Origin of the sequence: Pulveribacter sp. (genome assembly GCF_032079985.1) — a bacterium.
GTDB lineage: Bacteria > Pseudomonadota > Gammaproteobacteria > Burkholderiales > Burkholderiaceae_C > Melaminivora.
The window spans coordinates 1,148,687-1,169,095 of the sequence record NZ_DAMATK010000001.1; the positions used below are offsets into that span (position 1 = coordinate 1,148,687).

Annotated in this window: 18 protein-coding genes; 14 read left to right on the forward strand and 4 right to left on the reverse strand. The window is 71.8% G+C overall.

Going from position 1 to position 20,409, the window contains the following annotated elements; genetic code table 11:
* The first annotated feature begins 26 nt into the window (after positions 1-26).
* The 9 genes from RT282_RS05405 (at position 27) to RT282_RS05445 (ending at position 10,554) form a co-directional block, all read left to right on the forward strand.
* Entirely contained in the window at positions 27-737 is a 711-nt protein-coding gene (locus RT282_RS05405; protein ID WP_313312283.1) for a TetR/AcrR family transcriptional regulator, read from the forward strand.
* Complete coding sequence (locus RT282_RS05410; RefSeq protein WP_313312285.1) at positions 734-1,669, forward strand: SDR family oxidoreductase; 936 nt, start codon at positions 734-736, stop codon at positions 1,667-1,669. Before RT282_RS05405 ends, RT282_RS05410 begins: the two co-directional genes overlap by 4 nt.
* Positions 1,666-3,288, forward strand: coding sequence for a carboxyl transferase domain-containing protein (locus tag RT282_RS05415; protein WP_313312287.1), 1,623 nt, complete (start codon positions 1,666-1,668; stop codon positions 3,286-3,288). The genes RT282_RS05410 and RT282_RS05415 overlap by 4 nt, the downstream gene beginning before the upstream one ends.
* Before the next feature lie 41 nt (positions 3,289-3,329).
* Complete coding sequence (locus RT282_RS05420; protein ID WP_313312288.1) at positions 3,330-4,502, forward strand: acyl-CoA dehydrogenase family protein; 1,173 nt, start codon at positions 3,330-3,332, stop codon at positions 4,500-4,502.
* 13 nt (positions 4,503-4,515) lie between these two features.
* Positions 4,516-5,325 carry an enoyl-CoA hydratase-related protein gene (locus RT282_RS05425; protein ID WP_313312289.1) on the forward strand — a complete coding sequence of 270 codons (810 nt, stop codon included), beginning with the start codon at positions 4,516-4,518 and terminating at the stop codon, positions 5,323-5,325.
* A 109-nt stretch (positions 5,326-5,434) separates the two neighbouring features.
* Positions 5,435-7,447 carry a biotin carboxylase N-terminal domain-containing protein gene (locus RT282_RS05430; protein ID WP_313312291.1) on the forward strand — a complete coding sequence of 671 codons (2,013 nt, stop codon included), beginning with the start codon at positions 5,435-5,437 and terminating at the stop codon, positions 7,445-7,447.
* Positions 7,444-8,628: an acyl-CoA dehydrogenase family protein gene (locus RT282_RS05435; RefSeq protein WP_313312293.1), complete on the forward strand. Its 1,185-nt coding sequence runs from the start codon at positions 7,444-7,446 to the stop codon at positions 8,626-8,628. Before RT282_RS05430 ends, RT282_RS05435 begins: the two co-directional genes overlap by 4 nt.
* 24 nt (positions 8,629-8,652) lie before the next feature.
* Positions 8,653-9,537, forward strand: coding sequence for a 3-keto-5-aminohexanoate cleavage protein (locus tag RT282_RS05440; protein WP_313312295.1), 885 nt, complete (start codon positions 8,653-8,655; stop codon positions 9,535-9,537).
* Between the two features lie 141 nt (positions 9,538-9,678).
* Entirely contained in the window at positions 9,679-10,554 is an 876-nt protein-coding gene (locus RT282_RS05445) for an endonuclease/exonuclease/phosphatase family protein (protein WP_313312297.1), read from the forward strand.
* Here the strand turns inward: RT282_RS05445 and RT282_RS05450 are convergent.
* Positions 10,527-10,787: a DUF3079 domain-containing protein gene (locus tag RT282_RS05450; RefSeq protein ID WP_313312299.1), complete on the reverse strand. Its 261-nt coding sequence runs from the start codon at positions 10,785-10,787 to the stop codon at positions 10,527-10,529. The genes RT282_RS05445 and RT282_RS05450 overlap by 28 nt on opposite strands.
* Positions 10,788-10,866: 79 nt before the next feature.
* On the opposite strand from RT282_RS05450, the gene pbpC reads away from it, so the two are divergent.
* The 5 genes from pbpC to RT282_RS05475 all read left to right on the forward strand — a co-directional run bounded on the left by pbpC (position 10,867) and on the right by RT282_RS05475 (position 17,620).
* Positions 10,867-13,167, forward strand: a complete 2,301-nt coding sequence (gene pbpC, locus RT282_RS05455) for a penicillin-binding protein 1C (protein ID WP_409519455.1) — start codon at positions 10,867-10,869, stop codon at positions 13,165-13,167.
* 53 nt (positions 13,168-13,220) lie between these two features.
* Entirely contained in the window at positions 13,221-14,087 is an 867-nt protein-coding gene (locus RT282_RS05460; protein ID WP_312305119.1) for a DMT family transporter, read from the forward strand.
* A 104-nt stretch (positions 14,088-14,191) separates the two neighbouring features.
* The gene (locus tag RT282_RS05465; RefSeq protein ID WP_312305121.1) at positions 14,192-15,367 is read left to right on the forward strand and encodes an alpha-hydroxy acid oxidase; all 1,176 of its coding nucleotides are present in this window, start codon (positions 14,192-14,194) and stop codon (positions 15,365-15,367) included.
* 103 nt (positions 15,368-15,470) lie between these two features.
* Entirely contained in the window at positions 15,471-16,403 is a 933-nt protein-coding gene (locus tag RT282_RS05470) for a DMT family transporter (RefSeq protein WP_313312306.1), read from the forward strand.
* A gap of 65 nt (positions 16,404-16,468) precedes the next feature.
* Positions 16,469-17,620: a DNA polymerase IV gene (locus RT282_RS05475; RefSeq protein WP_313312642.1), complete on the forward strand. Its 1,152-nt coding sequence runs from the start codon at positions 16,469-16,471 to the stop codon at positions 17,618-17,620.
* A gap of 93 nt (positions 17,621-17,713) precedes the next feature.
* On the opposite strand, the gene queF is transcribed toward RT282_RS05475, so the two are convergent.
* The 3 genes from queF to yaaA are packed head-to-tail and all read right to left on the reverse strand — an operon-like array spanning position 17,714 to position 20,321.
* On the reverse strand, positions 17,714-18,559 hold the full coding sequence (gene queF, locus RT282_RS05480) for an NADPH-dependent 7-cyano-7-deazaguanine reductase QueF (RefSeq protein ID WP_313312309.1): 846 nt from the start codon (positions 18,557-18,559) through the stop codon (positions 17,714-17,716).
* A 58-nt stretch (positions 18,560-18,617) separates the two neighbouring features.
* Positions 18,618-19,484, reverse strand: a complete 867-nt coding sequence (locus tag RT282_RS05485) for a 2OG-Fe(II) oxygenase (RefSeq protein WP_313312312.1) — start codon at positions 19,482-19,484, stop codon at positions 18,618-18,620.
* A gap of 45 nt (positions 19,485-19,529) precedes the next feature.
* The gene (gene yaaA / locus RT282_RS05490) at positions 19,530-20,321 is read right to left on the reverse strand and encodes a peroxide stress protein YaaA (RefSeq protein WP_313312315.1); all 792 of its coding nucleotides are present in this window, start codon (positions 20,319-20,321) and stop codon (positions 19,530-19,532) included.
* Positions 20,322-20,409 lie beyond the last annotated feature (88 nt).

Below are 20,409 nucleotides of genomic sequence, written 5' to 3' on the forward strand. Positions count from 1 at the left end.
ATAAATGGCTTTGCTAAGGTCTGACCATGCCACCAGCAAAGCCTTCCAGCAGCGCCGCGCCACTGGCCGGCGCCAATCCGCAGCCTGCTGCCGATCCGCCGCAGCGCCGGCCGCGCGGCCGCCCGCGCAAGACGGCCGAGGAGCAGGACGACGGCAACCGCCGCCGCAAGCTCATGGACAAGGCGGCGCGGCTGTTCTTGTCCAAGGGCTACGCGGCCACCAGCACGCGCGACATCGCCGCCGCCGTGGGCATGCACAGCGGCTCGCCCTACTACCACTTCAAGAGCAAGAGCGCGCTGCTGCACGCCGTGATGGCCGAGGGCATGGCCGAGGCCTTGCACAGCCAGCAGCGCACCCTGCAGGCCCTGGGCGACGCCGCCAGCCCGCACGAGCAGCTGCGCGTGCTGGTGCGCCACCACTTCGAGATCCTGCTGGGCCCGCGCAGCGGCTTCATCCCGGTGATGCTGTACGAGTGGCGCTCGCTCACCGCCGCCCAGCGCAAGGACGTGGCCCGCATCAAGGACGCCTATGAGGCCGCCTGGATGCCCGCACTGCAGGGCCTGGCCCGCCAGGGCCTGCTGCAGGCCGAGCCGGCCGTGGCGCGCCTGTTCATCTTCGGCGCGCTGAACTGGTCGGTGAGCTGGTATTCGCCCAAGAAGGGCCTGAGCCTGGACGCGCTGGCCGAGCAGGCCATGGCGCTGTTCACCAGGGCGCCGGCAGAAGGAGCCCATCCATGACTGCCGCACTTCCCCAAGCACCGGCCGCTTACGGCTCGGTTTTCGCGCCCGGTCTGTTTGCCGGGCAGGTCGTCGTCGTTACCGGCGGCGGCTCGGGCATCGGCCGCTGCACGGCGCACGAGCTGGCCCACCTGGGTGCCAAAGTGGTGCTGGTCGGGCGCAAGGCGGACAAGCTGGCCGCCGTGCAGCAGGAGATCGCCGCCGACGGCGGCTTGGCCACCTGGCAGGCCTGCGACATCCGCAGCGAAGACGGCGTGGCCGCCCTGGTGCGCGAGGTGCTGGCCACGCATGGGCGCATCGACGGCCTCGTCAACAACGCCGGCGGGCAGTTCATGTCGCCGCTCGAGGCCATCTCCGCCAAGGGATGGGAGGCAGTGGTCAGCACCAACCTGACGGGTGGCTTTTTGCTGGCGCGCGAGTGCTTCACGCAGTGGATGGGCGCGCACGGCGGCGCGATCGTCAACGTGGTGGCGGACATGTGGGGCTCCATGCCAGGCATGGGCCACAGCGGCGCGGCGCGCGCCGGCATGGTCAGCTTCACCGAGACGGCGGCCGTGGAGTGGGCGCGTGCCGGCGTGCGCGTGAACGCCGTGGCGCCGGGCTACATCGCCTCCAGCGGCATGGACAACTACCCGCCGCAGGCGGCCGAGCTGCTGCGCGCCATGCCGCGCACCGTGCCGCTGGGCCGCATGGGGACCGAGGCCGAGATCTCCGCGGCCATCGCCTTCCTGCTCAGTCCGGCGGCTGCCTTTATCAGCGGCACCACGCTGCGCGTGGACGGCGCCCGCCCGCAGGCGCGCATGGGCTGGCCCATGGAGCAGCCCGATGAAGCGGTGCGCCAGCGCGTGGCGGTGCGGCCGTTCCAGGGCTTTCACCGCGCGCAGACGCCGCGGGTGTTCGCCAGCGCCCCGGCGCCGCGGGAGGACGCATGAGCAGTCCCACCGCCTTCACCTCGCGCCACAACGCCGGCGCCCCCGATGCGCTGCGCCGCCGCGAGGCGCTGCTGGCGCGCCTGCAAGGCCTGCGCGCTTTGCAGGAGCGCGCGGCCGCCGCGTCGGCGCGCTCGCTGCCACAGTTTGAAAAACGCGGCCAGCTGCTGCCGCGCCAGCGCGTGGCACTGCTGCTGGACGCGGGCGCACCCTGGCTGCCGCTGATGGACCTGGCCGGCTACCTGCATGACACCCAGGACGCGGCCAAGTCCGTGCCCGGCGGCGGCGTGATCGCCGGCATCGGCTTCGTGTCAGGCGTGCGCTGCATGGTGGTGGCCAGCGATTCGGGCATCGAGGCCGGTGCCATCCAGCCGATGGGCCTGGAGAAAATCCTGCGTCTGCAAGACATCGCCCTGGAAAACCGCCTGCCCTTCGTGCACCTGGTGGAGAGCGCCGGCGCCAACCTGATGCGCTACCGCGTGGAGGGCTTCGTGCACGGCGGCGCGCTGTTTCGCAACCTGGCGCGGCTGTCCGCCGCCGGCATCCCGGTGGTCACCGTGCAGCACGGCTCGGGCACGGCCGGCGGGGCCTACATGCCGGGGCTGTCGGACGTGGTGGTCATGGTGCAGGGCCGCTCGCGCGCCTTTTTGGCCGGCCCGCCCCTGCTCAAGGCCGCCACCGGCGAGATCGCCACCGAGGAGGAGCTGGGCGGCGCCGAGATGCACACGGCCGTCTCCGGCCTCGGTGAATACCTGGCCGGCGACGACCGTGAGGCCATCGGCATGGCGCGCGCCGTTCTGGCGCAGCTGGACTGGGCGCGGCCGGCGCCGCCGCGCGCGGCCTTTGAACCGCTGCTGCCCCAGGATGACCTGCTGGGCCTGATGCCCGACGACCTGCGCCAGCCGGTGGACATGCGCGAGGTCATCGCGCGCCTGACGGACCGCTCCGAGCTGCTGGAGTTCAAGGCCCGCTACGGCGCCGCCACCGTCTGCGCGCAAGGGCGCATCGCGGGCCACGCCGTGGGCTTCATCAGCAACAACGGCCCCATCGACGTGGCCGGGGCCAGCAAGGCCACGCACTTCATCCAGTGGATGTGCCAGCTGGGCCAGCCCATCGTCTATCTGCAAAACACCACCGGGTTCATGGTGGGCAAGGACAGCGAGCAGGGCGGAATGATCAAGCACGGCAGCAAGATGATCCAGGCCGTGACCTGCGCCGCCGTGCCGCAGCTGACCATCCAGTGCGGCGCCAGCTTTGGCGCCGGCAACTATGGCATGTGCGGGCGCGGCTATGCGCCGCGTTTTCTGTTCAGCTGGCCGGGTGCGAAGACGGCGGTCATGGGCGGCGAGCAGGCCGCGCGCACCATGCAGATCGTTACCGAAGGCGCCCTGGCGCGCAAAGGCATCACGCCCGACCCGGCCGAGATGCAGGCCCAGTACGAGCGCATCGTCGCCATGTTCGAGCAGCAGGCCGACGTGGCCTACACCAGCGGCCTGCTGCTGGACGACGGCGTGATCGACCCGCGCGACACGCGCGCCGTGCTGGCTTTCTGCCTGGACACCATCGCCGAAGGCGCCGCCCGCGCCGTGCGCCCCATGCAGTTCGGCGTGGGGCGCATGTAGCGCCCGCGCCCCACACACAGGACAAGAACGGAGACAACACCATGCAACTCACGCACGAGCACCGCGAGATCCAGAAGACCCTCAAGCGCTTCATCGATGAGGAGATCAACCCCCACGTGGACGAGTGGGAGGCGGCTGAGATCTTCCCCGCCCACGAGGTCTTCAAGAAGCTGGGCGACCTGGGCCTGCTGGGCCTGACCAAGCCCGAGGCCTACGGCGGCGCCGGGCTGGACTACTCCTACGGCATGGCCATGGCCGAGACGCTAGGCCACATCCACTGCGGCGGCGTGCCCATGGCTATCGGCGTGCAGACGGACATGTGCACGCCGGCGCTGGCGCGCTACGGCAGCGATGAGTTGAAGCGCCAGTTCCTGGCGCCGGCGATTGCGGGCGACATGGTGGGCTGCATCGGCGTGTCCGAGCCCGGCGCGGGCAGCGATGTGTCCGCCATCAAGAGCCATGCGCGCAAGGACGGCGGCGACTACATCATCACCGGCCAGAAGATGTGGATCACCAACAGCCTGCAGGCCGACTGGATGTGCATGCTGGTCAACACCAGCGACGGCCCGCCGCACAAGAACAAGAGCCTGGTCATGGTGCCGCTGCGCGAGGCGGGCCGCCTGCTGCCGGGCATCGAGGTGGCCAGCAAGATCCGCAAGATCGGCATGGACAGCAGCGACACGGGCCTCCTGTACTTCGACGAGGTGCGCGTGCCCCAGCGCTACCTGATCGGCCAGGAAGGGCAAGGCTTCATCTACCAGATGCAGCAGTTCCAGGAAGAGCGCCTGTGGTGCGCGGTCAGCTGCCTGGTGTCGCTGGCCAACTGCATTGACTGGACGGTGGAGTGGGCGCAGGAGCGCAAGATGTTCGGCGCCACGCTGGCCGACCAGCAGTGGGTGCAGTTCAAGCTGGCCGAGGTCAAGACCGAGGTGGAATGCCTGCGAGCCCTGACCTGGCGCGCCGGCGAGCTGTACGTGAGCGGCCAGGATGTGCTGGAGCTGGCCAGCATGGCCAAGCTGAAGGCAGGCCGCCTGAACCGCCTGGTGACCGACACCTGCCTGCAGTTCTGGGGCGGCATGGGCTTCACGCTGGAGAACAAGGTGGCGCGCATGTACCGCGACGGCCGGCTGGGGTCCATAGGCGGCGGTGCCGACGAGGTCATGCTGGGCATCATTGCCCGGGCCATGGGCATCGCCAAGCGCCCGCCGCGCTGAGGAGCCGCACGCCATGGCCGACGAACTGCTGATCGACCGCCAGCCCCTGGCCGGCGGCTGGCTGGAGACCTGGACGCTGAACGCTCCGGCCAGCCGCAACGCCCTGAGCGACGCCATGGTTGACGCCCTGCTGGCCGCCTGCGAGCGCGCTGGCCAGGATGCCGCCCTGCGCGGCGTGGTGCTGCGCGGCGCCGGCGGGCACTTTTGCGCCGGCGGCAGCCTGGGCGGCTTTGCCCGAGCCGTCGGCCAGCCGCTGGCTGCCGGGCAGGACGACCCGCTGGTGCCCGTGAACCGGCGCTTTGGCGTGCTGCTGCAGGCGCTGTGCGCCCTGCCGCAGTGGCTGATTGCCGTGGTGGAGGGCGCGGCCATGGGCGGCGGCATCGGCCTGCTGTGCTGCGCCGACCACGTGCTGGCGGCCGAGGGCGCGCAGTTCGCCACGCCCGAGGTGACGCTGGGCATCGTGCCGGCGCAGATCGCGCCCTTCGTGGTGCGGCGCCTGGGGCCCGCCGCCGCCCGCCGCTGGCTGCTAACCGGCCAGCGCCACGGCGCCACAGCGGCCTTGCGCGACGGCATGGCCGACGAGATCGCCGGCGCCGACGGCCTGCAGGCCGCCCTGAACGCCGCCGTGGCCCGCCATGCCCAGGGCGCCCCGCAGGCCGTGGCTGCCACCAAGCGGCTGCTGCTGGCCGAGCGCGAACAGCCTTTATTCGACTTGCTGGACGCAGCCGCACAGGCCTTCGCCCAGTCGCTGCGCGGCATCGAAGCCGCGCAGGGCCTAGCCGCCTTTGGCGCTCGCCAGCCGGCACCTTGGAGCCACGCATGAAAAAAATCCTCATCGCCAACCGCTGCGGTCATGCCGCAGGCATGGCGAAGCACATCGCTCGGGCCCGCGTAGCGGGCAGGCGGGCGATCTTGCCGCAGGGGAGCGACGCATGAAAAAAGTCCTCATCGCCAATCGCGGCGAGATCGCCCGCCGCGTCATCCACACCGCACGTCGCTTGGGGCTGGACACCGTCGCCGTCTACTCCGAGCCCGACGCCCGCGCCCTGCACGTGCGCGAGGCCACGCAGGCCGTGGCGCTGGGCGGCGCGGCCAGCGCCGACAGCTACCTGCGCATCGACAGGCTGCTGGACGCGGCGCGCGCCAGCGGTGCCGATGCGGTGCACCCGGGCTACGGTTTTTTGAGCGAGAACGCCGACTTCGCCCAGGCCGTGCAGGACGCCGGCCTGGCGTGGATCGGCCCGCCGCCCGCCGCCATTCGCGCCGTGGGCAGCAAGTCCGGCGCCAAGCAGCTGGCGCAGCAGTACGGCGTGCCCTGCCTGCCGGGCTATGCGGGCGACGACCAGAGCGACGAACGCTTCGCGGCGGAGGCCGCGCGCATCGGCTTTCCTCTCATGGTCAAGGCCGTGGCTGGTGGCGGCGGGCGCGGCATGCGGCTGGTGGCCGACGCAGCGCAACTGCCGGCGGCCCTGGCCAGCGCGCGCTCCGAGGCGCTGGCCGGCTTTGGCTGCGGCGACCTGCTGATCGAGCGCGCCCTGCTGGCCCCGCGGCACGTCGAGGTGCAGGTCTTCGCCGACGCCCACGGCCATTGCATCCACCTGGGCGAGCGCGACTGCTCGGTGCAGCGCCGCCACCAAAAGCTCATCGAGGAGTCGCCCAGCCCGGCGATGCATGAAGCCCTGCGCGCGCGCATGGGCGCCGCCGCCGTGGCCCTGGCGCAGGCCGCGGGCTACGTGGGCGCGGGCACGGTGGAGTTTCTGCTGGACGGCGAACAGTTCTATCTGATGGAGATGAACACCCGACTGCAGGTCGAGCACCCGGTGACCGAGGCGCTCACCGGCCTGGACCTGGTGGAGTGGCAGATCCGCGTGGCACGGGGCGAGCCGCTGCCGCTGGCGCAGCAGGACGTACGCCTGCAGGGCCACGCCATCGAGGTGCGCCTGTGCGCCGAGGACGCGCAGTTCCATCCTCACACCGGGCGCGTGCTGCACCTCGCCGCGCCGCCCGCCACGGCCTTCGGGCGTGCCGCGCCGGGCGCTCTGCGCTTCGACCACGCGCTGGAGCAGGGCACCGAGGTATCGCCGTACTACGACGCCCTGCTGGGCAAGCTGATCGTGCACGCCGCCACGCGGGACGAGGCCATCGCCGCCCTGGTGCGCGCGCTGCAGGCCACCAGCGTGCTGGGCCTGCCGACCAACCGGGCCTTTTTGGCCGAATGCCTGGCGCACCCGCAGTTTGGCGCCGGGCAGGCGCTGGTGCCCTTCCTGGCGCAGCAGGCCGATGCGATCCGCGAAACGCTATTGAAAAAGGAGCTGTCAGCGCTTGCCCCATCTGCGCTGACGGCCATTTTTACTATGAATCCGGCAGGCGCCCCTGCGCTGCCCTGCAGCCTGCAGCGCCCGCTGCGCCTGCGCCACCAGGGCCGGGTGCACGCCCTGGCGGTGCGCGAGCTGGGCGGCGGCCGCTTGCACGTCCAGGGCGCCGACCCGGCCATGGGCGAAGCGCTGGACGGCCGCGTGCATCTGGCCTGTGAGGCCGACGGTGGCGTGCGCGTCACTCCGCTGGGCGCGGCCGGGGCCGACCAGCGCGTGCACGCCGTGGCCGTCGGTGCGCGGCGCTGGCACTGGCAGGCCGGCGGCATCGACGGCTGGGTGGAAGACGCCTCGTACGAAACGGCGGCCCGGGCCGGCGGGCAGGGCGGGGCGGGCGAGCTGCGCGCGCCCTTCAACGGCCGCGTGGTGGCCCTGCCGGCAGTAGCCGGCCAGCAACTGGCCGCGCACGACACGGTGCTGGTCATCGAATCCATGAAGCTGGAGCACAGCCTGACGGTGCCCGCGCCGGCGGTTCTGGCCGAGCTGATGGTGGCCGTGGGCCAGCAGGTCACCCCCGGCCAGGTGTTGGCGCGCCTGGCACCCGCCGCGCAAGCGCAGGAGGCAGACGCATGACCGACAGCACCCTCGACCCGCAGCGCGGCCTGGGCGACGCCCGCGCCGACCGCGAGGCCCTGGCAAACACCGTCACCCGCTTCGCCCGCACCGAGATCGCGCCGCATGTGGACGCCTGGGACGCGGCGGGTGAATTTCCCCGTGCGCTGTACCGCCGCGCGGCTGACCTCGGCCTGCTGGGCCTGGGTTATCCCGAGGAATACGGCGGCACGCCCGCCAGCTACGCGCTGCGCCTGCCGCTGTGGCGGGCACTCAGCCGCCACGGCGCCAGCGGCGGGGTGCTGGCCAGCCTGCTGTCGCACAACATCGGCCTGCCGCCCGTGGTGGCCCATGGCAGCGACGCCGTGCGCGCCGAGGTCATCCCGCCGGTGCTGGCGGGCGAGGCGATCGCGGCGCTGGCCATCACGGAGCCGGGTGGCGGCTCCGACGTGGCGCGGCTGGCCACCACCGCGCGGCGCGACGGGGATGACTACGTCGTCAGCGGCGAGAAGGTGTTCATCACCTCAGGTCTACGCGCGGACTGGATCACCACTGCCGTGCGCACGGGCGAGCCGGGCGCGCGCGGCAGCGGCGGCATCTCCATGCTCCTGATCCCCGGCAGCAGCCCCGGCCTGTCGCGCAGCCGGCTTGCCAAGATGGGCTGGCTGTGCTCCGACACCGCCCACCTGCGTTTCGACGAGGTGCGCGTGCCGGCCCGCTACCTGCTGGGCGAGGAAGGCCAGGGCTTTCGCATCATCATGGGCAACTTCAATGCCGAGCGCTTCGGCCTGGCCGCTTCGGCGCTGGGCTTTGCCGAGGCCTGCTTCGACGAGGCCCTGGCCTGGGCGCGCCAGCGTCGGACCTTTGGCGCGGCGCTGGTGGAGCACCAGGCCATCCGCCACAAGCTGGCGGACATGCAGATGCGCATCCAGTCCACAGCCGCATGGTGCGAGGCCATCGCCGCGCGTGCCGATGCGGGTGACACGGGGCCCGAATGGGTGGCCCAGGTCTGCCTGCTCAAGAACCACGCCACGCAGACCATGCAGTTCTGCGCCGACCAGGCCGTGCAGATCCTGGGCGGCATGGGCTTCATGCGCGGCACCGTCAGCGAGCGCATCTACCGCGAGGTCAAAGTCATGATGATCGGCGGCGGCGCGGAGGAAATCATGAAGGACCTGGCTGCGCGGCAGCTGGGCTGGTGACAGCGAACCCCGGAGGCAACCCCCATGAGCCACAACCCCGCCCACAAGGCCGTCGTCACCTGCGCCATCACCGGCGTGCTGACCGACCCGCAGCAGCACCACGTGCCCGTCACGCCCGCGCAGCTCGCTAGGGAAGCGCGCCGCGCCTTTGAGGCCGGCGCCAGCGTCATCCACGTGCACTTTCGCAGCCAGGAGCCGGGCAAGGGCCACCTGCCCAGCTGGGACCCGCAAGTCGCCACCGACTGCGTGCAGGCCATGCGCGAGGCCTGCCCGGGCATCATCATCAACCAGACCACCGGCGTGGTCGGCCCGCACTACCAGGGCCCGCTGGACTGCCTGCGTGCCACCCGGCCCGAGATGGCGGCGTGCAACGCCGGATCGCTGAACTACCTGAAGGTGCGCGCCAACGGCAGCTGGGCCTGGCCGCCCATGCTGTTCGACAACCAGCCGGCCAAGGTGCAGGATTTTCTCGACGTGATGGCCGAGACCGGCACGCTGCCGGAGTTCGAGTGCTTCGACGTGGGCATCGTGCGCTGCGTGGAGATGTACGTGCAGACCGGCATGTACACCCGCGGCCTGCCCGAATACAACTTCGTCATGGGCGTGGAGTCCGGCATGCCGGCCGACCCCGAGCTGCTGCCCATCCTGCTGCGCCTGAAGATCCGGGACGCGCCCTGGCAGGCCACCGTGATCGGCCGCGCCAACATCTGGCCCGTGCACCAGCGCGTGGCCGAACTGGGCGGCCACCTGCGCACGGGGCTGGAGGACAGCTTCTACCTGCCGGACGGCGCCAAGGCCGAATCCAACGGTCCCATGATCGAGCAGCTCGTGCAGTGCGCCCGCCGCGCCGGGCGTGAGGTGGCCAGCACCGACGAGGCGCGCGCCATCCTGGGCTTGGCAGCGGCCTGAAGCCGGGGCGCTGTCACCACCCATGCCGGCCGGGGTGGCGCTGTCCGTGCTGCGAAAAGCATAGCTGCCAGCGCTTGATTGGCGGGCGCTGAAGGCCAAAAAGTCTCACAATCGACCGCTGGACCATTCCATGCCAATCCCATGAAGCTCGTTACCTGGAACACCCAATGGTGCTGCGGTCTGGACGGCCGCGTGGACGTTGCGCGCATCGTGCACCACGCTCTGTCCATGGACGCGCCCGACGTTCTGTGCCTGCAGGAGATCGCCGTCAACCACCCCGGCCTGCCGGGCGAGCCCGGCGACCAAGTGGCGCAGGTGCGCGCGGCGCTGCCGCCCGGCTGGCAGGTGTTCTTCGGCGCCGCCGTGGACGTGTGGACGGCTGCCGGCCGCCAGCGCTTTGGCAACCTGATCGCCACCCGGCTGCCGGTGCTGCAGCTGCAGCACCACCCGCTGCCCTATCCGTCTGATGCCGGCGTGCGCAGCATGCCGCGCCTGTGCAGCGTGCTGACCGTGGCCAGCCCCCTGCTGGGCCCCGTGCGCGTCATGACCACCCACCTTGAGTACTACTCGCGCGTGCAGCGCATGGCCCAGGCCCGGGCCCTGCGCGCCCTGCACCTGCAGGCCTGCGCCCAGGCGGCGTGCCCGCCCGCGCCGGCAGCCGACGGCTCGCCCTTTCAGGACCAGCCGCACACGCCCCACGCCGTGCTGTGCGGCGACTTCAACCTGCAGGCCACCGAGCCCGAATACGCCCACCTGGCCGCGCCCCTGTCGGCCGAGGAGGCCGCCGGCTGGGCGACGCCCGGCACGCCGGCGCTGCACGACGCCTGGCGGCTGCTGCACCCGCACACGCCCCAGCCGCCCACGTTCTGCCTGTTCGACCGGCGCTTCTCGGCCCAGCCCATCGCCTGCGACTTCGTCTGGGTCAGCGATTCGCTGCGCTCCCGGGTCCAGGATCTACAGATCGACGGCGCCACCCGGGCGTCGGACCATCAGCCGGTGCTGCTGGCGCTGGGCTGATCGCCGTCCGCGCCGTCTCCGTCACCCCGCGCGCCCTGGCCCTCCTCGGGAGGCAGCCACTCGGCCCAGTCCGGGCCGAAGAGCTCCGCCGGGTGCTGGCTGCGCTCCGAGCCGTTGCCGCACAGCATGGCGTCCGCCGCGCAATAGCGGTCGCAGCCCCAACAGGTGCGCTCGGGGTGGGCGGGGTTGACGGGAAACTTCTTGCGGCGCGGGCCGGGCGGCGGGGTGGACATGCCAGGCAGTCTGGGCACGCGCTGGCGGTGCGGTTTTGACATGGGTCAAGCGGGCCGGGCGCAACGCCGCACGCTTACCATGGTGCCGCCCTGCATTTTTCTCCCGCTGCCCGTCTTGCCGTACGCCCTTCGCCTCCTGTTGCCGCTGTGCCTGGCCCTGGCCGCGCCGCTGGCGCACGCCCTTCCCACCTTCGACGAAGTGCGCGCCGCCACGCGGCCGTCCGACCTGGAATTGCTCTCGCGCGAGGGCGAGGTGCTGCAGCGCGTGCGCATCGACGCCACGGTGCGCCGCGGCGAATGGCTGGGCTTGGCCGACGTGTCGCCGGCGCTGCGCACCGCCCTGGTGCTGAGTGAGGATCGGCGCTTTTACGAGCACAGCGGGGTGGACTGGGCCGCTGTCTCCGCCGCCGCCTGGGCCAACCTGTGGAACCAGCGCACGCGCGGGGCCAGCACCATCACCATGCAGCTGGCCGGCCTGCTGGACGAGGACTGGCGCCAGAGTGCGGGCGGGCGCAGCGTGGCGCAAAAGCTCGGCCAAGCCGTGGCCGCGCAGGTGCTGGAGCGCCGCTGGCGCAAGGACCAGATCCTGGAGGCGTACCTGAACCTGGTGCCCTTTCGCGGCGAGATCGTCGGCCTGGACGCCCTGTCGCGCACGCTGTTCGCCAAGGCCGCCCACGGCCTGGACGAGCGCGAGGCCGCCGTCGCCGCGGCCCTGGTGCGGGCCCCTAACGCCCGGCCGGACGTCGTGGCGCGCCGCGCCTGCGGCGTGCTGCGCGACATGGCAGCGCAGCGGGCCGCCGGCCGAAAGGAAAAGGCTGCTCCAGTGGACTGTGGCGCGCTCGAGCTGTTCGTGGCCGGCGCGCTGCAGCGGCGCGCCTGGGCGCCCAGCGAGGGCATTGCGCCGCACTTCGCGCGCCAATGGCTGCGCGCGGTGGGCGGCGGCGCGCGGGCCGCGGCGGCGCCCGAGCGGCTGCCGCTCAGCGCCCCCCTGCAGCGCGTGGCCGTGCAGTCGCTGTCGCGCCACCTGCGCGAGCTGGCCGGGCGCAACGTGCAGGACGGCGCCCTGGTGGTGCTGGACAACGCCAGCGGCGAGGTGCTGGCCTGGGTCGGATCGTCCGGCCCCTTGAGCCGGGCCGGCGAAGTGGACGGCGTGCTGGCGCTGCGCCAGCCGGGCTCCACGCTCAAGCCCTTTCTGTACGCCCAGGCGCTGGCCGAGCGGCGGCTGACGGCCGCTTCGCTGGTCGAGGACTCCAGCGCCCACCTCCCCACGGCCAGCGGGCTGTACATCCCGCAGAACTACGACCGGCAGTTCAAGGGCCTGGTGTCGGTGCGCACGGCGCTGGCCGCGTCGCTGAACGTGCCGGCGGTGCGCACCCTGGTCATGGTCACGCCGGATGCCTTCTTCGCGCAGCTGCAGGCATTGGGCCTGCAACTGGCCGAATCGGGCGGCTACTACGGCTACAGCCTGGCGTTGGGCAGCAGCGAGGTGCAGCTGCTGCACCTGGCCAACGCCTACCGCGCGCTGGCCAACGGCGGGCGCTACGCGCCGGCGCGGCTGCGCCTGGGCGGCTCCGCGCCGGCCGCGCCCGTGCAGGCGCTGGACGCGGGCGCCGCCTTCATCGTGGGCGACATCCTGTCGGACGCCCATGCCCGCGTGCGCACCTTCGGGCCGGACAGCCTGCTGGCCACGCGCTTCTGGACGGCGGTGAAGACCGGCACCAGCAAGGACATGCGCGACAACTGGGCCGTGGGCTGGTCGCAGCGCTACACCGTCGGCGTGTGGGTGGGCAACGCCAGCGGCGCGGCCATGCACGACGTCAGCGGCAGCAGCGGCGCCGCGCCCATCTGGGTCGAGGTCATGCAGTGGCTGCACCAGGCCACGCCCAGCCGCCCGCCCGCGCCGCCGGCCGGTGTGGTGCGCCAGGCCGTCCGGTTCGAGGCCGGCGCGGGGGGCGACTGGATCGAAAGCCCGCGCCAGGAATGGTTCGTGCGTGGCACGCAGCAGGCCGTGTTTGCTACTGATACCATAGCTGCCAGCGCAAGCAGGGCGGTCGCTGGAGGCCAAAAAGACATGAAATCCATCGACGGCTCGGCCGCCGCGCCCGCGCGCATCGTGGCGCCGGCGCCCGGCACCATCGTGGCGCTGGACCCGGACATCCCGCCGGCGCACCAGCGCCTGCGCTTTGCCGCCGGCGACGGCCTGCCCGGGCAGGCGCTGGCCTGGCACATCGACGGCAAGGCGGCGGGCCGCGGGCGCGAATGGGACTGGCTGCCCTGGCCCGGGCGCCACCGCGTGCAGCTGCGCGACGCGCGCGGCCAGGTGCTCGATGAACTCCACATCGAGGTGCGCGGCGCAGGCCTGCGTGCCGCGCGCCGGTGACGGCCGGGCCGTCCCGCGCCGGCGCCGCCCCGGCACCCGCTCATGCCCCTGGCATGGCCGCCCACGTGGGCGCGCCGGTGGCCTTCGTGCTGATCTGGTCGTCGGGCTTCCTGGTCGGGCGCGACGTCAGCAACCACGCCGATCCGTTCTACTTTCTGGCGCTGCGGCTGCTGTGTGTGGCGGCGCTGTTCGCCGCCGCCGCCTGGGCCGCGCGCGCGCCCTGGCCGCGCGGTGCGCGGCGCATCGGACTGCATCTGCTGGCCGGGGCGCTGATGAGCGGGCTGTACCTGGGCGCCGGCTGGTGGGCCATGGGGCACGGGCTGGGCGCGGGCATCACGGCGCTCATCGGCGCGCTGCAGCCGCTCTTTACCGCGCTGATCGCCGTGCTGGTGCTGCGCCAGCGGCTGCCGCTGCGCACCTGGGCCGGGCTGGTGCTGGGCTTTGGCGGCGTGGCGCTGGTGCTGTGGCCGCGGCTGCAGGCCGGCGCCCAGCAGGCGCTGGCATTGCCCGTGGTGCTGGTGGCCGTGGGCTCGGTGCTGTCGCTCACCGTGGGCTCCATGGTGCAAAAGCTGCCCCTGGCCGCCGGCGACCTGCGCAGCGCCAGCTGCGTGCAGAACCTGGGCGCCGTGGCGGTGCTGGCGCTGCTGGCCTGGACGGTGGGCACGCCGCGCTGGGACGGCTCGGCCCTGCTGTGGTCCTACATGGCCTACGCGGTGCTGGTGCTGTCGGTGGGCGGGGCCACGCTGCTGATCTGGCAGATGCGCCATGGCGATGCCACGCGCACGGCGGCGCTGCTGCTCATCGTGCCGCCGCTGTCGGCGCTGCAGGCCTGGGCGCTGCTGGGCGAGACGCTGACGCTGGTGCAAGTGGCCGGCTTCGTGGTGGCCACGGCAGGCGTGGCGCTGGCGCGCAGCCGCTGACGGGCTGCCTGCAAAATTTTCAGGCGGGCCGAAAAAGCGTCAAGCAGCGCGCTCACAGCCGGGACTACCATTGCCGACCGCCTGAAAGCCCGCGAGGAGAAGCCGTGCCCGACCTGTCCAAAATCACCACCATCGAAGACCTGCGCCAGGTCGCCGTGCGCCGCGTGCCGCGCATGTTCTACGACTACGCCGACTCCGGCTCGTGGACCGAGACCACCTACCGGGCCAACGAAACCGACTTCACGCCCATCAAGTTCCGCCAGCGCGTGGCCGTGAACATGGAAGGCCGCACCACGGCCGCCACCATGGTGGGCACGCCGGCGCGCATGCCGGTGGCCATCGCTCCGGTGGGCCTGACGGGCATGCAGCACGCCGACGGCGAGATCCACGCCGCCCGCGCGGCGGAGAAGTTCGGCATCCCGTTCACCCTTTCCACCATGAGCATCTGCTCCATCGAGGACATCGCCGAGCACACCAGCGCGCCGTTCTGGTTCCAGCTGTACATGATGCGCGACCGCGAATCCATGGCCCGCATGATCCAGCGCGCCAAGGACGCCAAATGCAGCGCCCTGGTGCTGACCCTGGACCTGCAGGTCATCGGCCAGCGACACAAGGACATCAAGAACGGCCTGTCCGCCCCGCCGCGCCCGACGCTGGCCAACATCCTGAATCTGATGACCAAGCCGCGCTGGTGCCTCGGCATGGCCGGCACGCAGCGGCGCACCTTCCGCAACCTGGTGGGGCATGTGAAGGGCGTGTCGGACATGAAGTCGCTGGCGTCCTGGACCAACGAGCAGTTCGACCCGCGTCTGTCCTGGGCCGACGTGGCCTGGGTCAAGGAGCAGTGGGGCGGCAAGCTGATCCTCAAGGGGATCATGGAGGTCGAGGACGCGGTGCTGGCCGTGCAGCACGGCGCCGACGCCATCGTGGTCAGCAACCACGGCGGGCGCCAGCTGGACGGCGCGCCGTCCTCCATCCATGCGCTGCCGGCCATCGTGGATGCCGTGGGCAGCCAGACCGAAGTGTGGATGGACGGCGGCATCCGCAGCGGCCAGGACGTGCTGAAGGCCTGGGCCCTGGGCGCGCGCGGCACCATGATCGGCCGCGCCATGGTCTACGGCCTGGGCGCCTACGGCGAGGCCGGCGTGACCCGGGCGCTGGAGCTGATCCACAAGGAGCTGGACGTCTCCATGGCCTTCTGCGGCCACACCAACATCCAGAACGTGGACCGGCGCATCCTGGTGCCGGGCACCTACCCGCTCGCCCCGCAGCAGGCCTGAACGTCCCCAGCCGGCCATCGCCGGCCGCTGCTGCTGCCCTCGCCAGATGCCGGGCCCGGGCGGCCCGGCGCGCCGATATGCTCGGGCGCACATGACTGCCGCTATGGATGTTTCCTCGTTTGCCGCCGGCAGCCTCTGGGTGCCCGTGGTGCTGTTCGCCGCCCTGGCGCAGACCGCCCGCAACACCGCCCAGCGCTCGCTGACGACCGAGCTGGGCACGCTGCCCGCCACCCTGGTGCGCTTTCTGTACGGACTGCCGTTCGCCGCGGCCTGGCTGGCGCTGCTGTACTGGGTGCCGGCGCAGGCGCCCGCCGTGCCGCACTTCAGCGGCGCCTACCTGGGCTGGATCGCGCTGGGCGCGTTCTTCCAGGTCATGGCCACGGCGGCGCTGCTGCTGGCCATGAAGGAGCGCAACTTCGCCGTGGCCGTCACCCTGTCCAAGACCGAGGTGCTGCAGGTGGCCCTGTTCGCCAGCGTCTTCCTGCACGAGCTGCCCACGGCGCTGGCCCTGGCAGCCATGGTCATCGCCACGCTGGGCGTGCTAATGCTGTCGCTGCCACCGCGCGGGCAGCTGCTGAGCGCGGCGGCCTGGCTCAGCCGGCCGGCGCTGTACGGCCTGGCCTGCGGCGCCTGCTTTGCCATCGCCACGGTGGGCTTTCGCGGCGCGGCGCTGGCCCTGGGGGCCGAGACGCCCTGGCTGTCCGGCGCCTGGGGAGTGCTGATCGCCCAGGCGCTGCAGACCGTGGGCCTGGGCACCTGGGTGGCCTTGCGCACGGAGCGCGGCCTGGCGTCCCTGTGGCCCGCATGGCGGCTGTCGCTGGTGGCCGGCAGCATGGGCGCGGCGGCGTCGCTAGCCTGGTTCACGGCCTATGCCATGCAGGGCGCCGGGCCGGTGCGCACGCTGGGCATGGTGGAGGTGGTGTTCAGCTACCTGGTGTCGCGCCGACTGCTCAGCGAATCGTTCTCGCGGCCCGAGAAGATCGGCATGGGCCTGATGCTGGTGGGGCTGGTGCTGATCTGCCTGCAGGGGGTTTGAGCGGCGCGCCACAATGCCCGGCCGTGACCGCCGCCGACCGCTCCCGCCGCATTGCCCACCTGGACATGGATGCGTTCTACGCATCCGTCGAACTGCTGCGCTACCCGCAGCTGGCCGGGCTGCCGGTGGTCATCGGCGGCGGGCGCAGCGCGCACGACGAGGCCCTGGCCCGGCAGTACGCCGGCCGCTTGCACGCCGTGCCGCTGGAGGCCTTCGACCGGCTGGGCGCCTACGTGGGCCGGGGCGTCATCACCACCGCCACCTACCCGGCGCGCGCCTTCGGCTTGGGCTCGGCCATGGGCATGATGAAGAACGCCCACCGCTGTCCCGAGGCCATCCGCCTGCCGGTGGACTTTGCCGAGTACCGGCGCTTCTCGCGCCGCTTCAAGGAGGTCATCCTGGCGCACGCGCCGGTCATGGAGGACCGGGGCGTGGACGAGGTCTATATCGACTTCACCGATGCCCCGGGCGGGCAGGAGGAGGGCGGCTTGCCCCTGGCGCGGACGATTCAGCAGGGCATCCTCGAGGCCACCGGCCTGACCTGCTCCATCGGCGTGGCGCCCAACAAGCTGCTGGCCAAGATGGCCAGCGAGTTCAACAAGCCGCGCGGCATCTCCATCGTGCGCCACGAGGACCTGCAGGCGCTCATCTGGCCGCTGGCCTGCCGCAAGGTCAACGGCGTGGGCCCCAAGGCCGACGCAAAGCTCAAGAGCCACGGCATCCACACCATCGGCGAGCTGGCCGCGCGCGAGCGCGCCTGGCTGCAGGCGCACTTCGGCCGGGCCTATGGCGCCTGGCTGCACGACGCGGCCTGGGGCCGCGACGAGCGGCCAGTGGTCACCGAGAGCGAGCCCGTCTCGATGAGCCGCGAGACCACCTTCGACCGCGACCTGCACGCCGTGCACGACCGCGCCGAGCTGTCGCGCATCTTCACCGAGCTGTGCCAGCAGGTGGCGGCGGATCTGCAGCGCAAAGGCTACGCCGGCAAGACCATCGGCATTAAGCTGCGCTACGACGATTTCCGCATCGCCACGCGCGACCAGACGGTGGGCCAGTACACGCAGGACGCCGCCACCATTCGCCGCGTGGCCGGCCTGTGCCTCAAACGCGTGCCGCTGTCGCAGCGCCTGCGCCTGCTGGGCGTGCGCGTGGGTGCGCTGGTGCGCGAGCGCGAGCTGGAGGCGCAGCCGCGGGGCGTCAACGCCGAGCTGTTCTAGGCTGTTGCCGGCGCAGACAACGGCGGATGCAAGCGCGCCCTGGCGCCTCGGGCGCCTGCGCAAAGCCTCGCGACAGCCGGTGACCCCGCCGCGCTACTGCCGCGCCGTGCGCACGTTGGCCGGCAGCGGCTGCGGGTGGCTGGTGCGAAAGGGGTTGATGTCCAGCCCGCCGCGGCGCGTGTAGCGGGCGTACACGCTCAGCTTGATGGGGCGGCAGCGCGTCCACACGTCCATGAAGATGCGCTCCACGCACTGTTCGTGGAATTCGTTGTGATCGCGAAAGCTCACCAGGTACTGCAGCAGGCCGGCCTGGTCGATCTGCGCGCCGCTGTAGGCGATCTGCACGCTGCCCCAGTCGGGCTGGCCGGTGACTAGGCAGTTGCTCTTGAGCAGGTGGCTGACCAGCGTCTCGGTGACCGGGGCTTCGTCGTGGCGGGCGGCCAGCAGCTCGGGCGCGGGCGTGTAGTGGGTGCAGTCCAGGTCCAGGCGGTCCAGCGGCAGGCCGTCCAGTTCGCGCACCTGCTGGGCGTCGAACTGCTCGGGCAGGAGCAGCTTCACGCCCACGCTGCCGGTCTGGCCCGAGCCGCGCCAGACGGCCTCGCTGACGTCGGCGCGAATGCGCGCGCGCACCTCGTCCGCGCTGTCAAAGCGGGTGCCGTTGAAGCTGCCCAGGTACAGCTTGAAAGACTTGCTCTCGACGATGTGCGGCGTCTCGCACGGCACGGTGACGTGGGCGATGGCCACCTGCGGCTTGCCGCGCTCATTCAGCCAGGACAGCTCGTAGGCCGTCCACAGGTCGGCGCCGAAGAAGGGCGTGGCCTGCTGCAGGCCGAGCTCCTGGCGCTTGGGCGCGCGCGGCAGGGGAAACAGCAGCGAGGCGTCGTACTGCGCCGGGTAGTGCGTGGCCTGGCCCAGCGGGGAGTGTTCGGGCGTGTACATGGTTTGCTATTGAAAGGTGAGCTGCCAGCGCTTGCACAGCAAGGGCTGGAGCCGTTTTTTACTTGAATTCCCGCTCGCGCAGCCACTTGGTGGCGATCCATTTTTCGCCCTCGATCACAGGGGCGCCGCCGTGCAGCGTGCGGGTGCCGGGATGGGGCCGGTCGTAGCTGAAGAACACGGCGTTGCCGCGGCAGGGGGCAACCTCCAGCGACACGTCGGGGAAGGTGGTGCCGCCGCCCTTGATGGGATCGTTCAGGTAGATGACCAGGGTGGCCACGCGCTGGCCGCCGCGGCTGGTGATGGTGGCGGTGCCGGGCTCGGCCGGGTCGAAGTAGTCGTAATGCGGCTTGTACTCGGCGCCCGGGCGGTAGTGCAGCACCTGCAGGCCTTCGCCGTTCTCGACGGGCCAGCGCACCAGGCGGGCGATGCGCTCTTCCAGCCGCTGCACGATCTCGTTCTCGCCGCGCTGGAAGAACATGCCGTCGCTGGTGCGGTCGTCGTTGACCTCGTCGCCGCCGGTGGCCGTGGCCACGGTGAGCGAACGCGCCATGCGCGGGCGGGCGGCGGCGATCAGCGCCTCGCATTCCTCGGGCGACAGCAGTCCGCCCAGCAGCACGATGCGCGGCTGCTCCATGCGCATCAGCACCTGCACCTGGCGGTCGCCGGCATCCAGGAACAGCGGCGAGTCGCCCAGGGCGGGCTCGGGCACGGGCACGCCGGCGGGCTGGGCCTGGCGGGCGGCGTGCTCCTGCAGATGCTCGCGCAGCACCTGCTCGACGGCGGCGATGGCCACGTCCTCGTTCCAGCCGGACTGGCGCATGGCCTGGATCAGCGCCGGCGCCGCGACACCGGCGCCGGCCTGCTCGACGATCCAGCGGCGCAGGTCGGGCGTGATGGGCTGGGAGGCGGTGGCGGCAGCGGTCATCTCGTCGGTGCTTTCCTGGTGGGCGGCAAAAGAGCGGGCGTCGGTTCAGTCCTGGCGGCGGCGGAACACCAGCCGCTCCGGCACGGAGGCGGCGGCGTCAAAAGCATAGCCCTGCTCGGCAAAACCCTCGAGCTGGCGCGGCGTGGACGCGCGCTGCTGGATGGCCCAGCGCGCCATCAAGCCGCGGGCGTGCTTGGCGTAGAAGCTGATGACCTTGTACTGCCCGGCGCGCCAGTCCTCGAACACGCATTCGACCACGCGCGCCTGCAGGGTGCGGCGGTCCACCGATTTGAAGTATTCCTGCGAGGCCAGGTTGACCACCACCGGCGCCTTGGCGGCAGCGGCGCCCTGGGCTGCCAGCAGCTCGTCCAGATGGCGGGCGATGCGCGTGCCCCAGAAGGCGTACAGGTTGGTGCCCGCGTCCGTGGTCAGGCGCGTGCCCATCTCCAGGCGGTAGGGCTGCATCCAGTCCAGCGGCCGCAGCACGCCGTACAGGCCGCTCAGGATGGCCAGGTGGCTCTGTGCCCATTTCAGCTCGGGCAGGGTGAGGGTGTGCGCGTCCAGGCCGCCGTATACGTCGCCGTTGAAGGCCATCACGGCCTGGCGGGCGTTGTCGGCGCTCGCTTTGGGTGACCAGGCGGCGTAGCGCGCCACGTTCAGCGCCGCCAGCTTGTCGCTGATGGACATCAGCTCGGCGATGTCCTGCGGCGCCTTGGTGCGCAGTACGGCTATGAGCTGGCGTGTCTCGTCCGCGAAATGCGGCAGGGTGTGCGGCAGGCCGGCCGGCAGGGGAGTGTCGTAGTCCAGCGACTTGGCGGGGGAGAGCAGGAACAGCATGGGGCCTCCGTGGGGGCTGCCGTGCCGGCGCTCGGGACTTGAAGCCAAATTGGCCTCCAGCCCTTGTGTGGCAAGCGCTGGCAGCTAT

What these genes read in the sequence shown, in the direction of transcription:
- RT282_RS05440 (WP_313312295.1), top strand. Translation starts at nt 8,653, where the DNA reads ATGAGCCACAACCCCGCCCACAAGGCCGTCGTCACCTGCGCCATCACC.
- RT282_RS05415 (WP_313312287.1), top strand. Translation starts at nt 1,666, where the DNA reads ATGAGCAGTCCCACCGCCTTCACCTCGCGCCACAACGCCGGCGCCCCC.
- yaaA (WP_313312315.1), bottom strand. Translation starts at nt 20,321, where the DNA reads ATGCTGTTCCTGCTCTCCCCCGCCAAGTCGCTGGACTACGACACTCCC.
- RT282_RS05485 (WP_313312312.1), bottom strand. Translation starts at nt 19,484, where the DNA reads ATGACCGCTGCCGCCACCGCCTCCCAGCCCATCACGCCCGACCTGCGC.
- RT282_RS05460 (WP_312305119.1), top strand. Translation starts at nt 13,221, where the DNA reads ATGGCCGCCCACGTGGGCGCGCCGGTGGCCTTCGTGCTGATCTGGTCG.
- RT282_RS05445 (WP_313312297.1), top strand. Translation starts at nt 9,679, where the DNA reads ATGAAGCTCGTTACCTGGAACACCCAATGGTGCTGCGGTCTGGACGGC.
- RT282_RS05475 (WP_313312642.1), top strand. Translation starts at nt 16,469, where the DNA reads ATGGATGCGTTCTACGCATCCGTCGAACTGCTGCGCTACCCGCAGCTG.
- RT282_RS05450 (WP_313312299.1), bottom strand. Translation starts at nt 10,787, where the DNA reads ATGTCCACCCCGCCGCCCGGCCCGCGCCGCAAGAAGTTTCCCGTCAAC.
- RT282_RS05435 (WP_313312293.1), top strand. Translation starts at nt 7,444, where the DNA reads ATGACCGACAGCACCCTCGACCCGCAGCGCGGCCTGGGCGACGCCCGC.
- pbpC (WP_409519455.1), top strand. Translation starts at nt 10,867, where the DNA reads ATGGTGCCGCCCTGCATTTTTCTCCCGCTGCCCGTCTTGCCGTACGCC.
- queF (WP_313312309.1), bottom strand. Translation starts at nt 18,559, where the DNA reads ATGTACACGCCCGAACACTCCCCGCTGGGCCAGGCCACGCACTACCCG.
- RT282_RS05420 (WP_313312288.1), top strand. Translation starts at nt 3,330, where the DNA reads ATGCAACTCACGCACGAGCACCGCGAGATCCAGAAGACCCTCAAGCGC.
- RT282_RS05405 (WP_313312283.1), top strand. Translation starts at nt 27, where the DNA reads ATGCCACCAGCAAAGCCTTCCAGCAGCGCCGCGCCACTGGCCGGCGCC.
- RT282_RS05410 (WP_313312285.1), top strand. Translation starts at nt 734, where the DNA reads ATGACTGCCGCACTTCCCCAAGCACCGGCCGCTTACGGCTCGGTTTTC.
- RT282_RS05470 (WP_313312306.1), top strand. Translation starts at nt 15,471, where the DNA reads ATGGATGTTTCCTCGTTTGCCGCCGGCAGCCTCTGGGTGCCCGTGGTG.
- RT282_RS05425 (WP_313312289.1), top strand. Translation starts at nt 4,516, where the DNA reads ATGGCCGACGAACTGCTGATCGACCGCCAGCCCCTGGCCGGCGGCTGG.
- RT282_RS05430 (WP_313312291.1), top strand. Translation starts at nt 5,435, where the DNA reads ATGAAAAAAGTCCTCATCGCCAATCGCGGCGAGATCGCCCGCCGCGTC.